This is a genomic window from Shewanella sp. GJ50-10 (genome assembly GCF_055808815.1).
Map to the genome: position 1 here is coordinate 1,455,612 of NZ_JBVVSS010000001.1, position 20,591 is coordinate 1,476,202.

The window sequence follows — 20,591 nt, forward strand, 5'->3', positions numbered from 1 at the left end:
TGTACTGAACTTAACGGGCCGAATATAACATTTGTTGTATTTTATCTTTTGCATAAATGAAAACGAAATAATTAAAGAGTAATTTGCCAATGATATTTTGACTTGTATGGTTTACTCGTCAAACATTAACTACATTTTAGTCTATTGATTTTTAATGACTAAATGTCTTTAAGACGCTGATTGTAGTGAATTGTTTACGTTTATCACTACCACATCAACCAAGAATAAACCCTGAGGTTGTTAACAAATATGAAACCTTAGCACACTATGAAGGGAGAGAAGTTTACGTAAAGTGACACTTATGAGCAAAGCAACAAATTACCAAGCTAAGATCCCTGATAGTCAGGGTTATATTCAATACACAGATGAAGAACATGATGTTTGGCATGAGCTGTATCAGCGTCAAGCCATCAACATGCCTGGCCGAGCGTGCGATGCGTATATGCAAGGATTAGACGCGTTGGCGATGCCAAGTAATCGAGTACCACAATTAAAAGAAATTGATAAAGTGCTACTTGAGGCAACAGGCTGGAAAACTGCAGGTGTGCCTGCGCTTATTTCATTTGGTAAGTTCTTTGAACTGCTAGCCAATAAACAGTTTCCGGTTGCGACGTTTATTCGCACTAAAGAAGAATTTGATTACTTACAAGAACCTGATATTTTTCATGAAATATTCGGTCACTGCCCATTATTAACGAATCCGTCATTTGCCCGTTTTTCACATATTTACGGTCAATTAGGACTTGCAGCAAGCAAAGAAGAAAGAGTGTATTTAGCTCGCCTTTATTGGTTTACCGTCGAGTTCGGTTTAGTTAAAGGCAGTGATGGCGAATTAAATATATATGGTGGCGGTATCTTAAGTTCTCCAGGGGAAACCCTGTATGCGTTGAGTGATGAACCTGAACGTAAACCTTTTGATTTAATTGAGGTGCTTAGAACGCCTTATCGTATCGATATCATGCAGCCAGTATATTATGTTATTGAAAGTGTTGATTATCTCGATGAGATTGCCAAGATGGATATCATGGCCGCAGTGACAGAAGCACGTAAATTAGGCTTACTTGAACCTAAGTTTGCACCGAAAACCATTGCTAGCTAGCGACTGTTCGTTAGCGATGATTAATTAATGACAAGTTTTAAATATTAATAAGAATAAATTACTTTACTCAGGAGTTGTTATGTCTGATTTATCAGAATTGAAGTGTGAAGCGTGCCAAATCGATGCCCCAAAAGTCACAGACCAAGAAATGGTTGAATTTGGTAAAATGATCCCAGAGTGGCGTGTTGAAAATCGTGACGGGATTAACCAATTAGAGCGTGTTTATAAGTTCAAAAACTTTAAACTTGCGATGGTGTTTACTAATCAATTAGCTGAACTTGCTGAAGCTGAATTTCACCATCCTGGAATCTTAACTGAATGGGGTAAAGTCACCGTAACTTGGTGGTCACATTCAATTAAAGGCCTGCATAAGAATGATTTTATTATGGCTGCGAAAACAGACCAGTTAATCGGTTAATCATCTTAAGTATTAATTTCAGCAGGTTACGTTAACGTAACCTGCATTTATACTTCCTCTGTTACAATTCCACTGTAAACAACACTTGCCACACGCCTCATAACCTTTTAACGTATCGCTCACAAATAAAGAAGGATGGTATTTCTCATTATTTTTTAATGAGTTTTTCTTTAATCCTCGTATATTCCAGAAAATGACTGATAGGGAATAGTTGTATATGCGTTTGGAAGTGAGCTGTTTAGATCGCATCGGCCTTGCGAAAGATATTCTCGAAGTATTAGAAAACTATGGCATTAATTTGATCGCCATTGACGCCAGTAATAAAGGTTTCTTGTACTTACAATTTGCTGAAATTGGTTTTGAAACCTTAAGCGAATTAATGCCCCTTATTCGAAAAGTAGAAAGTGTTCATGATGTTCGTACTGTGTCATTTATGCCGTCAGAACAAGAACATTATGCGTTAAAAACTTTGTTGCAAACCCTGCCAGACTCGGTATTTTCCATTAACTCAAAAGGCCGTATTCGCATTGTGAATGAATCAGCTTTGTTGACCTTAAACATGCATGAGCATGAGGTGATTGATGAGTCATTAAATCATTGGGTGCAAGGGTTTAACTTTTCACGTTGGTTAACGGAAGCACCAGTGCTTGCACAAGCAACCCGAGTGCAAATTGGTAGTAACGAATACTTAGCCGAAATGCTGCCGATTTATCTGCCCGATGAAAACAATGCCAGTATTCTCGCTGGCGCTGTTGTGTCACTTAAATCTCCTGCACGTGTGGGTAAGCAATTTAATGCGCTGCAAAACCAAACCACTGGCTTTGATAATGTATTAGCGGTGAGCGATAAGATGAAAGATGTGCTTAAGCAAGCTAAGCGCATGGCACAATTGGATGCACCGTTACTTATCACAGGTGAAACTGGTACAGGTAAAGAGTTAATGGCTAAAGCGAGCCATGATGCCAGCATGCGCCGCGAACATCCCTTTATTCCGATTAACTGTGCCGCACTGCCTGACAGCGTTGCTGAAGAAGAATTATTTGGATTCGTTTCTAATGACGGCCAAGTGGTAAAACGTGGTTTATTTGAAGAAGCTAAGGGCGGCACGGTCTTTTTAGATGAAATAGCTGAAATGTCGAAAGCTGCACAAGTGAAACTGCTTCGCTTACTGCAAGATGGCACCTTTAGACGTATCGGTGGCGATGAAGAAGTGCGCGCCGATGTGCGTATCATTTGTTCTACCCAGAAAAATCTGGCTGAGTTATGCCAATCTGGCGAGTTCCGAGAAGACTTATATTACCGCATTCATGTGCTGAGCTATCACATGCCGTCACTGCGAGAGCGTAAAGTCGATGTCATACCGCTAACGGAAATGTTCTTAGAGCATTACAGTCAGCAGCTTTCTAGTCCGCTACGCCGGATTTCAGCCACTTGCCGAGATTACCTATTTACCTATGCATGGCCTGGTAACGTGCGACAGTTAAAGAATGCCATTTTTAGAGCTGTATCGATGTGGGATGGCTCAGCTGAGTTAACCGTGGAGCAATTAAAGCTTCCATCTTACGCTGAAGGTTTTGGCTACTTTGATGAAGAGTTCGAAGGCAGTTTAGATCAAGCCATGAAAGAATATGAAGCAAGCTTATTAAGACGCTTATATCCAGCTTATCCAAGTACTCGCCAATTAGCGAAAAAGCTCGGGGTTTCCCACACGGCGATTGCCAACAAACTCAGAGATTACAAAATTACCAAAAAGCGTTAGTGAGTATTGGAGTCGCGATTGTTATCAGCAACGTGATGGTATAGACAAAAGCATGTGTAACGATTTAATGCCAGCCATACGCTGGCATTGTCGTGTTTTTAAGACGTATATTGGCTTAATCGGCAATAACTTGAGCAACGTATCAAAAGGTTTACAAAACTGCTGATACCTTGCAAAAATGTGATTTGCCTCACGCTATATTAATTTGGCTAAGCTTAAGGTATTTCTAGCCTTAAGAAGGCTATTTTTGTTGATATTAACCTGCGAAAGTTATGATTGAATCATCAGTTAACCAAATTGATTAATTCAATATACTCAGCAGCAATGATAATTTTATAAATTTAATATCGACCTTATTTGTACCTATTTAGGAGTCAAAATGAAACTTGCAAGTTATAACAACGGTCGCCGCGATGGCCAACTGATGTTGGTTAGCAAAGATTTAACTAAAACCGTTGCAGTACCTGCTATTGCTAAAACAATGCAGCAATTACTTGATGCTTGGGATTTATTGAATCCTCAGTTACAAGAGTTGTATGAAGCGTTAAACGCAGGTCAAATGGATAATGCAGTGGATTTTGACGAAGCACGTTGTTTATCTCCGCTTCCTCGCGCTTACCAGTGGGCTGACGGTAGTGCTTATGTGAACCATGTTGAATTAGTACGTAAAGCCCGTGGCGCTGAAATGCCTGAAAGCTTCTGGACAGATCCTTTGGTTTATCAAGGTGGGTCAGATTGTTTTATCGCACCTAAAGCTGATATTGAAATGGCCAGTGAAGAGTACGGTATCGACTTTGAGTCTGAAATCGCAGTGGTAACCGATGACGTTGCTATGGGCGTTGATACTGAAAATGCAGCCAAACACATTAAACTATTAATGTTAGTGAATGACGTGTCACTGCGTAACCTTATTCCTGGTGAACTAGCTAAAGGTTTTGGCTTTTTCCAATCAAAGCCATCAAGTGCATTTTCGCCAGTGGCGATTACTCCTGATGAGTTAGGGGATAAGTGGCAAGATTCTAAAGTGCATTTACCATTAGTGACTCATCTAAATGGTGAATTATTTGGCCGTCCAAATGCGGGCGTAGACATGACATTTGATTTTAGTCAGTTAGTGGCACATGTGGCAAAAACTCGTCCATTATGTGCTGGCGCTGTTATTGGTTCTGGCACTATTTCAAACTATGACCGCAGTGCTGGTTCTAGCTGTTTAGCTGAAAAACGTATGTTAGAAATCATTGCTGACGGCAAGCCGGTTACGCCATTTATGCGTTTTGGCGATACAGTTCGCATCGAAATGTTTGATGAAAACGACAGCAGTATTTTTGGTTCTATCGATCAAAAAGTTGTCGAATACAAAGGTTAATCCTTCATATTCATGAAGCATTTAATCAATTAAAAGCAATAGCGCTGTGCGTTATTGCTTTTTTTATACCTATTAAACGCTTAGCTTAACCCTGATAAGTTTTACTCAAGATTGATGAATAAGGATATACAATGAAACTATACGGCTACTGGCGCTCTAGTGCGGCCTATAGAGTGCGTATTGCACTTAATTTGAAGCAACTTAATGCTGAACAAGTCTCAATTCATTTAGTGAAAAATGGAGGAGAGCAGCATAGTGAGATGTTTACTCAGTTAAATTCACAACACTTAGTGCCAGCTTTTATCGATGAAGATGAGCAAGGGGAGTTTACACTGACTCAGTCAATGGCCATTGTAGAGTACCTTGAAGAGCAATATCCTCAGCACGCGTTATTACCAACAAACCTGAAAGAACGCGCTATTGTTCGCGCAATGTCGCAGTCTATTGCTTGTGAAATTCATCCGTTAGATAACCTGCGTGTATTGCAGTTTTTAGTCAAAGAAATGGGCGTGGATGAAGAAGCTAAAATGAAGTGGTATCACCATTGGATCCACCTTGGCTTTAAAGCGCTTGAAATTCAATTGGCAGGCACTGCCGGACAGTTTTGCTTCGGTGATACGCCAACAATGGCGGATATTTGTCTGATCCCTCAGGTTTATAATGCATACCGATTTAATGTCGATATGACACAATATCCGAACATCGTCAGGATTTGGCAGCAATGTAATCAATTACCAGCATTTGCCAATGCCGCACCAGAAGCACAGGATGATGCCAGTTAGGATTCTATTTCGATATAGTAATTCGTAAAGTTTACATTTTATTGAGTGAAGCCCGAAAAAGATTGTGATAGTTTTAGCTGATAAAAGTACGTTATTGATTGCACCTTTTGTAAATTAATTTGCAATTTTTATGTATTAACTTCTGATTTTGTTGGCTATTAATTATCACTGGTATTTCCTATGAATTATGAAACTCAGCTAAAAGATTGGTTATTAAGTGAACCAATACGAATGTCTGCACTTAAGTTAGTGGCGGATTTTTTTGCTGAAAATGAAGTTCAAGACTGGTACATAGCTGCAGGGTTTGTGCGTAATCTAGTGTGGGACAAGTTACATGATGCTCCGGCGTCCGAATTAAAAGATATTGACGTTATTTATTGGTGCCATGAAGAAACCAGTATTTATCGAGATAAGCTCATTGAGCTGGCATTAACGGAGCGAGTTAATTTACCTTGGTCTGTTAAAAATCAGGCGAGAATGCATAAGAAAAACAACCATCCAGCTTACAGCTCTTGCTTAAATGCAATGTCATATTGGCCCGAAAAACAAACAGCGGTTGCAGTAAAGTTAGATGAAAATGATCAACTTGTTATTGATTCAGTGTTTGGTTTAGAGACGGTATTCAACTTAACAGTTAATTATAATCCTAAAGCGGATGAGTCAGTTTTTATGAAGCGGGTATCAAGTAAACCTTGGTTTAATAACTATCCAAGATTGTCATTAGAGCTGTAAACCTAAATTCAAATAAAGTCTAACTAGATATTCTGAAACAAGAACTCTAAAGTGAATGTAAACACCACTTGATTGATTCTTTCTGCATCCTCTTCTTTAGTCCAAGTGTATTCAGGCGTTAGTGCGAAAAATAGCCACTCTCTTAAATAGTTCTGACGATATGTAAGCCCAACACTTGCAGTTTCTATGAAATGGTAAGGCTCAGTTACACCATTAATTCTTGCCTGATAACTGATTGCCTGACTATCACTAATATATTGGTAGAGTTGCAACCCTGTTCCTAAATCCCAGCCATTATTCCTATTCTCATATTGAATTGCGCTATTCCAGCGCAGTAAAAACTCGTCATTAAAGGCGTGTTCGAAATCAAACTCTGAGGTTTCACCGGTGACTTTTTTCTCTTGATATAGCGTCTGTGTAAATCGCCACAGGGTATTTTGAGATATTGGGTAAGTGTAGCGATAGCGCGCCTCAATTTTAGGCTTAAAGCTGGCTTTTATATTAAAGCTGGTTCTATCTTTTGCGTACCAGTCATAGCGTAAGCTGATGTCACGTTCATTGTCATCATCTGGACTTTTGATAAACGCAAAGGGGTCATCTTCGCCAGTTGAATCGAATATCAGCTTTAGTTTTTTACCCATACCAGGCAAATTCAAGTGAGCTTTGACATTCGAGCGATATTTAAAGCCTTCTTTTTCAAAATATGAAAAGTCGTTATACCAGCGAATAATGGTTCCCGCTCTTGCATCGTCAGTAATTCGCTCATCAACAAAAAAGCTATCGAACCAAATCGCAGGCTGGCAAAACTTGGTATTTAAATAAGCAAAAGTTTTATCTAATGGCATGTCGGTTTGCGAGCGGCTGTAACAAGGTGAGTTTTCTATTTCATCTGATATGTCATCAGTTATGCCGTCAGAGGTAGTGTCATCGACGTCTTTATCAACTGATTGCAGATCTGACTCATTCGACTTTGTGGTTTCTTGAGCGTCGGCTTTAGTTTCCGTACCGCTTTCAATCTCACTCTTAACACTATTTTGACTTTCAATACTAGCCTCAATGTTAGTGTCATTGATACTGCTTTTGTTATTAGAAACATGAGCAGCGTTTGCCGAACTGGTGCTAATAATAATTGAATTGATTGTTAGCCATAACATGGTTTTCCATTTACACGTCATTTGAAAAGATCACTACCTTAAAACCATAAAACACTTGTATCTCAATCGTAACATTTTTCGGTCTGTAAAGATTTTCATAGGTGCATTTATTCATCTCAATCACAGTATTGATTGTTGTGGTTATGTAAATAAGCTGCATATTCATTTGATTACTTGAAAGTAGGGTAATGGATACAAGGTGCTCACTAAATCAGCATTTTAGTTGTTAAAACATATATTAAATAAGCATCTTTATCATAATTTGAACTGCTTTTGTGATCCAGATCAAGCCAAAGGGGTACCTATTTAGGTGTAAGATGTTTTATTGATCTGCGTCAATATTGTAACGGTTAAACTCTGGCAGTGTAGCGCCAATTGTTAAATGTGTTTACGTAAAAGCACTAATTATGTTGCATACATGGAGTCGTCATAATGAATAAAAAACTAGCCCTTAGCCTTGTTGCTGCCAGCCTTTTATCTGCTGGAGTTTCTACCTCTGCATTCGCTCACCAAGCAGGTGATTTTATTGTTCGAGTTGGTGCCGCTGCAGTGGTACCTAATGAATCTAGCCCAGTGATCGCTGGTATTTCAGAATTTAGTGTTGATGATAATACTCAAGTGGGTTTGAACTTTACTTATATGCTTACGGACAACTGGGCTGTTGAACTATTAGCTGCGACTCCTTTTAGCCATGACATTTCTCTCGAAGGCGTAGGTAAAATTGCTGAAACAAAACATCTACCACCGACCTTAGTGGCACAATATTATTTTGGTAATGGAAATTCTAAGCTACGCCCTTATATTGGTGTGGGTGTCAATTTTACTAACTTTTACGATAATGAAATTACCAATGAAACAGCACTAGAGCTAAATAGCCTAAGTCTTAGTAATTCATGGGGTTTAGCTGCTCAAGTGGGTATTGATTATCAAGTGAGCAATAATTGGTTAGTTAATGCTTCAGTTTGGTATGCAGATATTTCTACTGACGTTAACTTTAATGCAGGTGAGACCGCTTACCCTGAAACGACTGTCGATATTAACCCTTGGGTTTATATGGTGAGTGTTGGCTATAAATTTTAAGCTGATTTAGTACAGACTGCGGTAAATAAAAAAACAGGAGCTGATTGGCTCCTGTTTTTATTTTAATCCACTTCGAAATTATTTCTTCTTTTTCGCTTTCCAGTGACGAGTATTATAAATGAACTCTGGTAAGCCCATCGTTAGCCAAGCCACCAAACGCCAGCGTTTAGTCACATAAACTTTCCGCTTGCCTTTTTGCATCGCTTTGATAATTTGTGTCGCGACTTTAGGTAGGGGTGGCAGCCACAACTTACTCTGCTGCATTGCCGCTTTATCTAATAAGCCTAATTGAATATCTGTGATGGTAATGGGTAACTTCAAGCGCTGTGCGTGCATACTTAAACCTTCAAGATAGTTTTGTGCATAAGCCTTTGAAGCATGATAAGCCACACTTGGTCCGCCACGTAAACCTGCAATTGAGTTTATCGCAGCAATTTGGCCGTAGCCTTGTTCACGCATCAAGCGGAATGTCGTATTACAAATGGCGGTAAAGCCACTGACATTCACATCAATAATATCTTGCTCTAATTGCCAAGGCAGTGATTCGTGATATCCATTTAATCCAGTATTGACCAATACCAGATGCGCACCATCCATGCTCAACCAGACTTTCTCTAATTGGCTAATAGTTGCAGCAGGATTTTCAATATCTAATGGTAAAACGTCAACTTTAGTAGGAAGTTGCTCGGCAAACTCCTTCATGTCATCGGGATTTTGAACAAATAGCACTAATGAAACATTTTGCTGCGCTAATTGGCTTGCGATTTCTTTACTAAGGTGTGAGCTAGCGCCCACTATTATTGCGTTTGCTTGTGTCATACGCTTTATGGCTTCGAAATGATGGCCTATCATAAAAACAACTGCTTTCGATAACAAGTAAGAATATTATTCAAGATGAGACGTATAGACTTCTAGAAGTCTTAATGTATGATAAGGAGATTGGTTATGGGTAAAACGATGAAACACACACTCGCTAAATTATTAATGTCTGTTGCGTTACCTATTGCAATAATTGTGGAACTTAGCGGTTGTGCTTCACATAATGATCTGGTGACGATTTCAGGCGATGTGATGTATCGAGAACGCATTGCTTTACCAGCAGATGCAGTCATTAAAGTGCAGTTAAATGACGTTTCATTGCAAGATACCAAAGCGATTGTGATGGCGGAAATGATCACTGATAACGTGACAACACCGCACGAGTTTGAGTTTCAACTTGCCAGAGATCAGTTTCAACAGGGTCATACATACGCAATCGGTGCACGCATCGAAGTTGATGGCAAATTATGGTTTATCAATACTCAGTCTTATGTTGTAGACATTAATGGAACTGAACCCGTTAATGTACTCGTGAATAAAGTCGGTGGGTAATCATTACATGGCATTGAGTTAGTTACCTTGTTAATTAACTCAATGCAATAATGGTTTATTGCACCGAATGTTTTTGTATTAAAAGGTGCCTTTAATGCCGGTTAGAATTCCAGACAATTTACCTGCTGCAGAAATTTTAGAATCAGAAAATATCTTCGTGATGTCCGAAACTCGGGCTGCAAACCAAGATATTCGACCAATGCGGGTACTTATCCTAAATCTTATGCCAAATAAGATTGAAACTGAAACTCAACTCTTACGTTTATTAGGTAACACGCCACTGCAAGTGGACGTGGATTTATTACGTATTCACGACAAAGAATCAAAGCATACTTCTATTGACCATATGAACACCTTTTATCGTGATTTTGAGGCGGTAAAAAGTAAAAACTACGATGGCTTAATCATCACTGGCGCGCCTCTTGGCCAATTAGACTTTGAAGATGTGGTGTATTGGGAGCACATAAAAGAGATTATTGATTGGTCACAACAGCATGTCACTTCGGTATTATTTTTGTGCTGGGCCGCTCATGCTGGTCTGTTTCATTTATATGATTTGCATCGAAAATTATTAGATGAGAAACGCTCAGGAGTATTTTGTCACCGCCGCTCAACGAAACCACACCCTTTGTTACGCGGGTTTGATGATGAGTTTTTTGCACCGCATTCCCGTTTTGCTGAAATGAATGTGGAAGACATTAAACAACACCCAGATCTTGAAGTCTTGGCAGAGTCAGAACAAGCTGGCGCCTATATTGTGCTGAGCCGCAATAGCCGTAACTTGTTTGTGATGGGGCACCCTGAGTATCAAAAGTCGACTCTACAAGATGAATACGAGCGAGATCTTGCCCAAGGGCTCAACCCATCAGTACCGAGTCATTACTTTCGAAATGATGACCCTAGCCAAGAGGCGATAGCAAGATGGCACAGCCATGGCAGCTTACTTGTCAGTAACTGGTTAAATTATTACGTTTATCAGCTTACGCCTTATGATCTTTCTGATATGAGCGGGATAACGCCGTGGGAATCAGAAAGTTAATTCAATTATCCTTTCTGAATAAATTCAGTTAAAACACCTGTTTTAGAGTCATTTAGTCTTACTAAATGGCTCTTTTTGTATGAGTGACTTTTTGCAAAGTACCCATAAGAATTAGAGATTTAAAACGGATTCATACTTGGGGATGAAATGTGACAATTGCTATGTCGTCATAGAGTTTCTTCAGTTAGGATTTTTGAATACTTAGTTAACGTAGCCGAGTCTTTCTGAGTAGAAATTTCAAACGGAACTGATTTTTATACGAGGGTATTCAATTGAATAACAACAAATTAATCCCACTAGCGTTCGCTATTGCTGGGCTCTCAGGAAGCTTGCAGGCTGCAGAGCATGCTCCAATACCACAAACAGGTGCTTTTGATATGGTGATTGCTGATGAGCAAAAACTGATTCAAATGCTTAAAAATTCTGGAAAAATATCACAATCAGCCTCTTTAAAAGAAGCTGAGTCGGCGCTTAAAGTGTATTTGAAAAAGCGTCAAGCTGAAGCGATTGTGAATGCAGCAGCTCAAGATGCAGAAATTATCAGCCAATATTCAATGACTCAGGAAATTAAAAGTAAAACTAAGATGGAACGCCGTCACGAAGCGTCAAAAGGCAGTTTAACAGGGCGCTCTATTCGTAATAGCCCAGATAATGTACAGGAAGAGTTATATGATGGCCCAACTCGTGAAGCACGAGTTTTGGCTATTTTAATGGAATTTCCAGACTTTGTTCATAACTCAATTTTGCCTGAAGAGTCAGGTATGTATTATGAAGATTACAATCAAGATCATTATCGTCAAATCCTCTTTGGCGATGATGGTTGGGTAGCCCCCAATGGTCATCATGCCAATTCATTTAGACAATTTTATGAAAAACAATCTGGTGACAGCTACACAGTAACCGGTGATGTAGCAGGTTGGTATATGGCGACGATGCCAGCAGCATTTTATGGTAATAATGTTGATGGTGACGCCCGTAGTTTAATTCGTGAAGCACTTACCGCAGCGTCATTAGATCCAAGCTTGGATTTAAGTCAATTTGATATTGAAGATCGCTATGATCTTGATGGCGATGGTAACTATTGGGAGCCAGATGGATTAGTGGATCACGTTATGGTGTTTCATTCTGCCGTGGGTGAAGAGGCTGGGGGCGGGCAAGTCGGTGAAGATGCCATTTGGTCACATCGCTGGAACCTCGGTGGCGTATATGGCATTCCTGGTTCGGCAACTGATGTCCCTTATTGGGGCGGAGTGATGGGTGCTTTTGATTATACGATTGCTCCTATTGATAGTGCTGTAGGTGTTATAAGCCATGAGTATGGCCATGATTTAGGATTACCCGATGAATATGATACGCAATACACAGGTGAAGGTGAGCCAGTATCTATGTGGTCTGTTATGTCTTCTGGTAGTTGGGCTGGTGAATTAGGCGGCACAGAACCTGTTGGCTTTAGTCCGTTTGCAAAAGAGCATCTTCAAGCCACCCTAGGTGGTAACTGGCAGCACGGTGCTATTGTTAACTTTGAAGACATACCTCGTCGTGGAGTTGTGGGTTTACTTGACCAAGCATCCAGTAAAGGAACGAACCATGATGTGATTAAAATTACCCTTCCTAATAAGGTACAAGTGATAACAGAGCCGACAAGCGGTGAGTATGCGTACTTCAGTGGTTCTGGTGATAATTTGGAAAACTTGATGGGAATGGCTGTCGATTTAACTGAAGCAGAAACAGCCTCACTGCAGTTCCAAACATGGTATGACATTGAAACTGACTGGGATTACGCTTACGTCATGGCGATCGGTGATTTCGGCCAAGTGATGCTTGAGGGTAATATTACCTCTACAACTAACCCAAACGATACTAACCTAGGTAACGGGATCACCGGAACATCTTCAGGTTGGACGAGCGCAGAATTTGATTTAACGTCTCTTGCTGGTAATGCGTTTAATTTATATTTCATGTATCAAACCGATGGAGCAGTTTCAAATCCTGGTATGTACGTTGATGATATTAATGTTGTTGTTGATGACGTTGAAACCTTTACTGCTAATGCAGATACGTCTCCTGAGATGATGATGTTAAATGGCTTTAAGGTGTCAACTGGCTCGTCTGAAACAGAGCATTACTATTTAGTTGAGTGGCGGACTCATCATGGTGTTGATAGCGGCTTAGAGCATATTAATGTAGCTGGCCAACCAATGACCTATGAGAAAGGCATGTTGATTTGGTATGTCGATAATCAATACTCTGACAACTGGGTTGGGGTGCATCCTGGCGATGGTTTCTTAGGTGTGGTCGATGCAGATCAAAATACCTTGTCTTGGAGTAATGGCAATGTTGCAACGACTCGTTATCAGATTCACGATGCAACGTTCAGAATAGATAGACCTGAAAAAATGTTTATCGATTTGTCAGAGCAATATGGCATCACTATGTATGACAACCGCACTCGGGCTCAACGTACATTTAGAGATTCGCGTGATTACACTGGTGGTGATTTACTTGACGCTGGACGAAATATTCCAGAATACGGTTTAACGATTCGGTTAATCAATCAAAGTGAAGACAGAAGTGTAGGCGCTGTGATGATTACCAAATAAAGTGTTTTAATCGAAAGCGGATTAAACCTTATAAAAAGCGCTGATATCAGCGCTTTTTTATTTTATTTTTTAAGACTAATTACCGAGTAATCTATTGCAATTATTGTTTCTATAGCTAAGTTGAATGATAAAAACTTAAACCTTAGAGTTTTTGACTAAGAATTGACTTTTAATCGCTTAAAGACCTATAACTTAGCTTTTGATTTTTCGATGCTTTTCAGACAAAGTTACTATTGTTGTTATAATGTTAAAGTTGACGTAACTTAATAGGGACTTTCAGTGATTTTTAACTCCTTCATGCATCAAATACATATCGGACTTTATCGTTATGTTTCTGTCATTTCACTATTGAGTGTAATGACGTTGAGCAGTCCAGTACTTGCAGGTAATTCTCTATCTACTGAAGCTGTAGTTGAAGGAAGTAATGAAGCTAGGATTGAAGAAAATCTCGAAAAGGATATTGAGCAACTAAAACTTAAGTTATCTAGGATTGAAACGACTGATGCCCGTTTAACTTTTTTATTAGATCAAAAAGTGAAAATTGCTGATTGGAGCATTCAAGAACAAGCGAAGTTTTATCATTTATTGGCGATAGAACAGGAGGCAAACGAGCAATTGGATAATGCTTATGCCAGCTACAATGATGCCATTTTGATACTTGAAACAGAGCCTGTGTCTGACATGCTGGTGACAAGTTACATTGAGCGATCCTATATCATTTATTTACAAACTAACTCACAAGTCACTTATTGTCCTGACAGAGAACATGCATTAACCCTTGCTAGGCAATTAAACTCTCCAGATATACTCGTTAAAGCTCTGACTCAAAGTGCGTTTTGCTATGCCGATGTGGACCGATTCGAAGAAGGATTGAGCCGATTAGATGAAGCCTTGATATTAGCAAGAAAACATCAGTTTACGGCCAATAGGCAAGCTATGATTTATAACTCAACTGGGGCTATTTATCGCTCTAATGGTCTACATAAATATGCTTTTGAGTATTTCCGTGAAGCTTATAACTTATGGCGTTCAGTTAACGATTATCAAGATATGTTTAACATGCTTCATAATATGGTGGGTGAATCGATAAAAGTGTCTGATTGGGAAACCGCCGAAATTAATGTTGCTGCTTTATTTGAGTTAGCCGAGCAACACCCAGAGTTTAATGACTTTTTGTTTTTTGCTTATAGTAATGCAGGTAGAACTCAGTTCTTTCAACAAAACTTTGTTCAAGCTATCGAACATTTAGAGGCAGCGTTGCAGATAAAAGGCACAACTAAAGAAACATATTTCATCGATTTGATATATGGCTATTTATCCCTAAGTTATATGCAACAAAATCATGCTGATAAAGCTTTTGAAATGGCATCTTTATTTATTAACTCTAATAGTTATCAGTCGAGCCCTGCATTTTTACAAACTTCAGTATTAGCGTTAGAAAAGTTTGCAGTACAAGATTATCAGCAAAGCTTTAATTTATTACTCAATAGCCTCGGAAATGAGCGAAAAACCTACGCTTCAATGATGGATAAAGATGTTATTTACTCTTCATTAGAGCACAGCGCAAAAGTCTCTGAATATGAAGTGCAAATCCTTGAGAACCAGTTATCGATAAACTTACTCAAGCTTAAATCCGAAACAGATAAGCAACAGATTTCAAAACTGAGCTTATTAGTCACAGCGCTGATTATTGCGGTACTTTTGGTGATAATGGCATTCTTAGTACAGTCGCGTCGTTTCTTTAAACGTCGCTCGCAGACAGACTATATGACGGGGATTGCTAATCGTCGATACACCATGGAGCAGGGCAACAAACTATTTATAGCTGCACAAAAGCATAATGAACCTTTAGCGGTCATTATTTTTGATATTGATAAATTTAAAACCATTAATGATACGTACGGTCATGGTATTGGTGACTTGGCCATTAAAGCCACAGCCAGTAAAGCTCGCAACTGGTTTAAAAAACGCGATATTTTAGGCAGAATTGGTGGCGAAGAGTTCTTATTGATTCTTCCAAATACAAATTTAGACCAAGCTGTGGATATTGCTGAGCGTTTGCGTTTAAGTATCGAGCAGCACCAATTTCAATTTAACGATATAAAACTCCAGTTTACCGTCAGCTTAGGGGTTAGCGTAAAGCTGGATGACACTGAAAGCCTGGCTCAATTAATCAAATGCGCAGATACAGCTTTATATAAAGCGAAAAATAACGGACGTAATCAGGTGTTTTCAGCTTAGACTCATTTACCTAGGTAAGCTGGCCATATAAACCTAAATCCGCAAGCGTGTTTATTGTGACTTAAATTTATTGTGACTTAAATTTATTGCGACTGAAAATAAGACCAAGTGCAGATGGTTCAGGCTTGGCTATTTGTTTAAGTTGACTGTTTGTTTAAGTCGACTGTTTGTTAATGGGGCTATGGGTTTATGATTGACTACCTAGCGTTTAGCCTTTCGATATTGGCAGCAATCAACCTCAATACCTAGTCATAGCTAGAAACTATATTTCTCATACCCAGCACCTCACTTCTCATCTCCCTGCACCTCACTTCAACATCTTACACCTCAGCACAATCCTTATTCTTCCCGCTATTGAGTTGTTTTCAGCAAATGTTGAATGGCTTTAATTAAGCTAATAACCTCGCTTGAACTCAACACTGATTCGACTTCAACTTCACTTTTGTTATTAATATTCAATCTTTTACTTTGATTGTAAATTTTCAATGACAGCGATTTAAAATACTTAATGTTAATTTAACTGATTTTTCTTGCTTTACGTTAGCGTAAACGTCACAGTGTGAATATTGAACTAGATCACATTTTACTGTGTATTAATCTCGGCCATCTTGATAGCCGGTTTACAGCGGAGAAGTTATGAGCACTACATCACCACAAGATATCGTTATCGTTGCAGCAAAGCGCACCCCAATGGGCGGATTTCAAGGCGCTTTATCAGCCGTTACATCACCAACATTAGCTGCCACTGCAATTAAAGGTTTAGTTGCGCAAACGAATATCGATACTCAGCAAATAGATGAAGTGCTAATGGGCTGTGTATTACCAGCAGGTTTAGGACAAGCTCCAGCGCGTCAAGCGAGCCTAGGTGCTGAATTGCCGCTGAGTGTTGGCGCAACGACAGTCAATAAAGTCTGTGGTTCAGGCATGAAAACAGTAATGTTAGCGCACGATCTGATTAAAGCGGGCTCAAGTGAAGTGGTTATTGCTGGTGGCATGGAAAGCATGACTCAAGCGCCTTACTTACTAGATAAAGCTCGTGGTGGCATGCGTATGGGCCACGGCAAAGTGCTTGACCACATGTTCCTAGATGGCCTTGAAGATGCTTACACTGGCGGCGCAATGGGCACATTCGCGCAAAAAACAGCAGACGACTTTGGTTTAACCCGTGAAGGTATGGATCAATTTGCACTTAATTCGCTCGAAAAAGCCAATGCAGCGATTAATTCAGGCGCGTTTAAACAAGAAGTTGTGCCAGTTACTATTTCTAGCCGTCGCGGCGACGTCACCATCGACACTGATGAGCAGCCTGGTAACGCTCGACCAGAAAAAATTCCTACATTACGACCAGCATTTGCTAAAGACGGCACGATTACGGCCGCAAACTCAAGTTCAATTTCAGATGGCGCAGCTGCGTTAATGCTAATGAGCCGCGAAAAAGCCGAGTCTTTAGGGCTAGAGGTGATGGCAACGATTAAAGGCCATACCACTCATTCGCAAGAACCATCAATGTTTACCACGGCGCCAGTTGGCGCGATGAACAAACTCTTCGACAAAGTGAATTGGTCTAAAAGCGATGTTGATTTATTTGAAATCAACGAAGCATTTGCCATGGTAACGATGTTGGCGATTAGTGAATTACAGCTCGATGAAACCAAAGTGAACATTAATGGCGGCGCGTGTGCATTGGGTCACCCAATTGGATGTTCTGGCGCGCGCGTACTGGTGACGCTAATTCATGCCCTTAAAGCTAAAGGCTTATCTAAAGGGGTTGCGTCACTTTGTATTGGTGGCGGTGAAGCGACTGCGATGGCTATCGAAGTATAAAAACAGCACGAATTATTATTCAACAAGACTCAAGTATTGAAAGAGCTCGGCAGTTATTGGCAATAGTTTTTAGCGACAGTTTTTAGCAACAGCTTTTAGCAATAAAAATTAGCACCAATAATTAGCCACAATAAAAAAGCCGTCAATATTCAACTTATACAGAGCTTTGGGGCTCACAGGGATTTAGGAAGCATCATGACAGTTCAAGTTAAACATTATATTAATGGCGAATTTACCGAAGGGGTAGGCTCTCAGGTTATTTCAGTCACTAACCCAGCTGATAATCATGTCATTGCCAACATCAATGCGGCAACGTCTGATGAAGTCAATCAAGCCATTCATAGTGCCAAGGAAGCATTCAAAACATGGAAAGAAGTCCCAGTTTCTGAACGTGCCCGCGTGATGCTGCGTTACCAGCATTTACTAAAAGAACATCATGACGAGCTAGCAACCATTCTTGCTCAAGAAACCGGTAAAACTTTTGAAGATGCCAAAGGTGATGTGTGGCGTGGGATTGAAGTTGCTGAACATGCTTGTAATATCGCGTCAATGTTAATGGGTGAAACCGTTGAAAACGTGGCTCGTAATATCGATACCTACAGTTATACCCAACCTTTAGGTGTGTGTGCGGGTATTACGCCGTTTAACTTCCCTGCAATGATTCCATTGTGGATGTTCCCATTAGCGATTGCTTGCGGTAACACCTTTATCCTTAAACCGTCAGAGCAAGATCCAATGACGCCACAACGTCTGGTTGAGCTTTTCGTTGAAGCTGGCGCGCCAAAAGGCGTACTGCAACTGGTTCATGGCGATAAAACCGCGGTTGATATTTTATTAAATGATCCTGCGATTAAAGCGATTTCGTTTGTGGGTTCAGTGGGCGTAGGTCAATACATCTATAAAACTGGCACAGATAATTTAAAACGTGTTCAAGCTTTTGCTGGCGCCAAAAACCACTGCGTTATCATGCCTGATGCCAATAAGCAGCAAGTGATTAATAACATGGTTGGTGCTTCTGTAGGCGCTGCTGGTCAGCGTTGCATGGCGATTTCTGTCGCGGTATTTGTAGGTGCTGCTAAAGAGTGGATCCCAGAGCTTAAAGAAGCATTAGCAAAAGTACGTCCAGGTTTATGGAATGATGAAAACGCCGCTTATGGCCCAGTTATTAGTCCTGCAGCAAAAGAGCGCGTGCTTAAGCTGATTGCCCAAGGTAAAGAAGAAGGCGCAGAGTGTTTGCTTGATGGCAGCGATTGTACTGTTGAAGGTTATGAGTCAGGTAACTGGATTGGCCCAACCATGTTCAGCAACGTCACTACCGACATGGCAATTTACAAAGAAGAAATCTTTGGCCCTGTTTTATGTTGTATGGAAGCTGAAGATTTAGATCAAGCCATTGAACTGGTTAATAACAGCCCTTATGGCAATGGCACGTCAATCTTCACTGCATCTGGCGGCGCTGCACGTAAATACCAACACCATATCGAAGTAGGGCAAGTAGGGATTAACGTTCCTATTCCTGTGCCATTACCATTTTTCTCTTTCACTGGTTGGAAAGGCAGCTTCTATGGTGATCAACACGCTTATGGTAAGCAAGCTGTACGCTTTTATACCGAAACTAAAACCATTACGTCACGTTGGTTTGCTGACGAAGTGGTCAGTGGCCCTAACATGAGTATCGACCTTAAATAATTACCTAGAGTGAACCATTAAGGCCTTCTTTTGGGAGAAGGCCTTAAATAATGCCAACGGCTATCACTAAAAAATTAACTAAACATTAGTAAGCAATCTAACCGTTGGTATTTGCCGAGACATGCCATTCAGCAGGACGCTGAATAACTGCTACAAACAACAATAACTCCGCTGAGAACATTCGCACTATCGAGCAAAATAGCTCACACAATAAAGTTGCGATGATTGAAGCTTAAGTGACCACAGAGTCATAGTAAAAAAGGATTCAGACCATGGATTTTAATTTCAACGAAGACCAACGCCAATTCGCCGATCTAGCCCGCCAATTCGCTGCTGAAGAACTCGCACCATTTGCAGCCCAATGGGATGAAGAACATCATTTTCCAAAAGACGTAATGAAAAAAGCTGGTGAGCTTGGGTTCTGCTCACTTTACTCGCCTGAGTCTGAAGGTGGCATGGGGTTATCTCGTCTAGATGCATCAATCATTTTCGAAGAGTTATCTCACGGTTGTACCGCAACAACTGCCATGTTAACCATTCATAATATGGCAACTTGGATGGTAACGACTTGGGGCTCTGAGTCACTTCGTCAGCAATGGTCAGAAGGTTTGACTACTGGTCAGCTATTAGCCTCATATTGTTTAACAGAGCCCGGTGCAGGAAGTGACGCAGCTTCATTGCAAACTAAAGCGGTAAAAGACGGTGATGACTATATTATCAACGGCTCAAAAATGTTTATCTCCGGCGCAGGTGAAACCGAGTTATTAGTGGTGATGTGCCGAACCGGTGAAGCGGGCGCAAAAGGTATTTCAGCTATTGCTATTCCAGCTGATGCCCAAGGTGTTACTTACGGCAAAGCGGAAGATAAAATGGGCTGGAATGCTCAGCCAACGCGTTTAATTAGTTTTGAAAATGTACGTGTTCCTCAAGCAAACTTACTAGGCGAAGAAGGCCAAGGCTTCACTTTTGCCATGAAGGGCTTAGATGGCGGACGCATTAATATTGCCACTTGTTCTGTTGGCACAGCGCAAGCAGCATTAGAGCGTGCCACAGAATACATGAATGAGCGCAAACAATTTGGTAAACCTATTGCAGCCTTTCAAGGGTTACAGTTTAAATTAGCTGATATGGCAACTGAGCTCGTTGCAGCGCGTCAAATGGTGCGTTTAGCTGCGTTTAAACTCGATCAAAATGATCCTGAAGCCACAGCATATTGCGCAATGGCAAAACGTTTTGCGACTGATATTGGTTTTCAGGTGTGTGATAGCGCATTACAAATCCATGGCGGTTACGGTTATATTCGTGAATACCCGCTTGAACGTCACTTTAGAGACGTGCGCGTGCATCAAATTTTAGAAGGTACAAACGAGATTATGCGTCTGATTATTGCTCGTCGTTTGTTAGATGAAAACGCCCACGCAATTTTATAATTGTCAC

16 protein-coding genes are annotated in these 20,591 nt (G+C 40.4%); 14 read left to right on the top strand and 2 right to left on the bottom strand.

Features of this window, described 5'->3' with window-relative positions; translation table 11 throughout:
- Window positions 1-292: 292 nt before the first annotated feature.
- From phhA to AC0L4E_RS06085, 6 genes are all read left to right on the top strand, one after another.
- Complete coding sequence (gene phhA / locus AC0L4E_RS06060) at window positions 293-1,099, top strand: phenylalanine 4-monooxygenase (RefSeq protein WP_473678439.1); 807 nt, start codon at window positions 293-295, stop codon at window positions 1,097-1,099.
- Between the two features lie 79 nt (window positions 1,100-1,178).
- Entirely contained in the window at window positions 1,179-1,517 is a 339-nt protein-coding gene (locus AC0L4E_RS06065; protein WP_473678440.1) for a 4a-hydroxytetrahydrobiopterin dehydratase, read from the top strand.
- Between the two features lie 217 nt (window positions 1,518-1,734).
- Window positions 1,735-3,276: a transcriptional regulator TyrR gene (gene tyrR, locus AC0L4E_RS06070; protein WP_220753372.1), complete on the top strand. Its 1,542-nt coding sequence runs from the start codon at window positions 1,735-1,737 to the stop codon at window positions 3,274-3,276.
- Window positions 3,277-3,655: 379 nt separating this feature from the next.
- Window positions 3,656-4,642 (top strand): fumarylacetoacetate hydrolase family protein, encoded by a 987-nt coding sequence (locus tag AC0L4E_RS06075; RefSeq protein ID WP_473678441.1) that lies wholly within the window; start codon window positions 3,656-3,658, stop codon window positions 4,640-4,642.
- Window positions 4,643-4,773: 131 nt separating this feature from the next.
- Complete coding sequence (gene maiA / locus AC0L4E_RS06080) at window positions 4,774-5,424, top strand: maleylacetoacetate isomerase (protein ID WP_473678442.1); 651 nt, start codon at window positions 4,774-4,776, stop codon at window positions 5,422-5,424.
- Window positions 5,425-5,604: 180 nt separating this feature from the next.
- The gene (locus tag AC0L4E_RS06085) at window positions 5,605-6,156 is read left to right on the top strand and encodes a nucleotidyltransferase family protein (protein WP_473678443.1); all 552 of its coding nucleotides are present in this window, start codon (window positions 5,605-5,607) and stop codon (window positions 6,154-6,156) included.
- 23 nt (window positions 6,157-6,179) lie between these two features.
- Here the strand turns inward: AC0L4E_RS06085 and AC0L4E_RS06090 are convergent, their stop codons facing one another.
- Window positions 6,180-7,331, bottom strand: a complete 1,152-nt coding sequence (locus AC0L4E_RS06090) for a hypothetical protein (protein ID WP_473678444.1) — start codon at window positions 7,329-7,331, stop codon at window positions 6,180-6,182.
- A gap of 411 nt (window positions 7,332-7,742) precedes the next feature.
- Here AC0L4E_RS06090 and ompW point away from each other — a divergent pair, with 411 nt between their 5' ends.
- Window positions 7,743-8,390: an outer membrane protein OmpW gene (gene ompW, locus AC0L4E_RS06095; protein WP_473678445.1), complete on the top strand. Its 648-nt coding sequence runs from the start codon at window positions 7,743-7,745 to the stop codon at window positions 8,388-8,390.
- Between the two features lie 78 nt (window positions 8,391-8,468).
- Here the strand turns inward: ompW and AC0L4E_RS06100 are convergent, their stop codons facing one another.
- On the bottom strand, window positions 8,469-9,209 hold the full coding sequence (locus AC0L4E_RS06100; protein ID WP_473681540.1) for an SDR family NAD(P)-dependent oxidoreductase: 741 nt from the start codon (window positions 9,207-9,209) through the stop codon (window positions 8,469-8,471).
- Between the two features lie 126 nt (window positions 9,210-9,335).
- On the opposite strand from AC0L4E_RS06100, the gene AC0L4E_RS06105 reads away from it, so the two are divergent.
- The 7 genes from AC0L4E_RS06105 (at window position 9,336) to AC0L4E_RS06135 (ending at window position 20,584) form a co-directional block, all read left to right on the top strand.
- Complete coding sequence (locus AC0L4E_RS06105) at window positions 9,336-9,761, top strand: YbaY family lipoprotein (RefSeq protein ID WP_473678446.1); 426 nt, start codon at window positions 9,336-9,338, stop codon at window positions 9,759-9,761.
- 94 nt (window positions 9,762-9,855) lie between these two features.
- The gene (gene metA / locus AC0L4E_RS06110; protein WP_473678447.1) at window positions 9,856-10,800 is read left to right on the top strand and encodes a homoserine O-succinyltransferase MetA; all 945 of its coding nucleotides are present in this window, start codon (window positions 9,856-9,858) and stop codon (window positions 10,798-10,800) included.
- Window positions 10,801-11,072: 272 nt separating this feature from the next.
- On the top strand, window positions 11,073-13,400 hold the full coding sequence (locus AC0L4E_RS06115; protein WP_473678448.1) for an immune inhibitor A domain-containing protein: 2,328 nt from the start codon (window positions 11,073-11,075) through the stop codon (window positions 13,398-13,400).
- Between the two features lie 279 nt (window positions 13,401-13,679).
- Window positions 13,680-15,641 (top strand): GGDEF domain-containing protein, encoded by a 1,962-nt coding sequence (locus AC0L4E_RS06120; protein ID WP_473678449.1) that lies wholly within the window; start codon window positions 13,680-13,682, stop codon window positions 15,639-15,641.
- A 636-nt stretch (window positions 15,642-16,277) separates the two neighbouring features.
- Entirely contained in the window at window positions 16,278-17,465 is a 1,188-nt protein-coding gene (locus AC0L4E_RS06125; RefSeq protein WP_473678450.1) for a thiolase family protein, read from the top strand.
- Window positions 17,466-17,660: 195 nt separating this feature from the next.
- Window positions 17,661-19,154 (top strand): CoA-acylating methylmalonate-semialdehyde dehydrogenase, encoded by a 1,494-nt coding sequence (locus tag AC0L4E_RS06130; protein ID WP_473678451.1) that lies wholly within the window; start codon window positions 17,661-17,663, stop codon window positions 19,152-19,154.
- A 272-nt stretch (window positions 19,155-19,426) separates the two neighbouring features.
- Window positions 19,427-20,584, top strand: a complete 1,158-nt coding sequence (locus AC0L4E_RS06135; RefSeq protein WP_473678452.1) for an acyl-CoA dehydrogenase family protein — start codon at window positions 19,427-19,429, stop codon at window positions 20,582-20,584.
- Window positions 20,585-20,591: the final 7 nt, after the last annotated feature.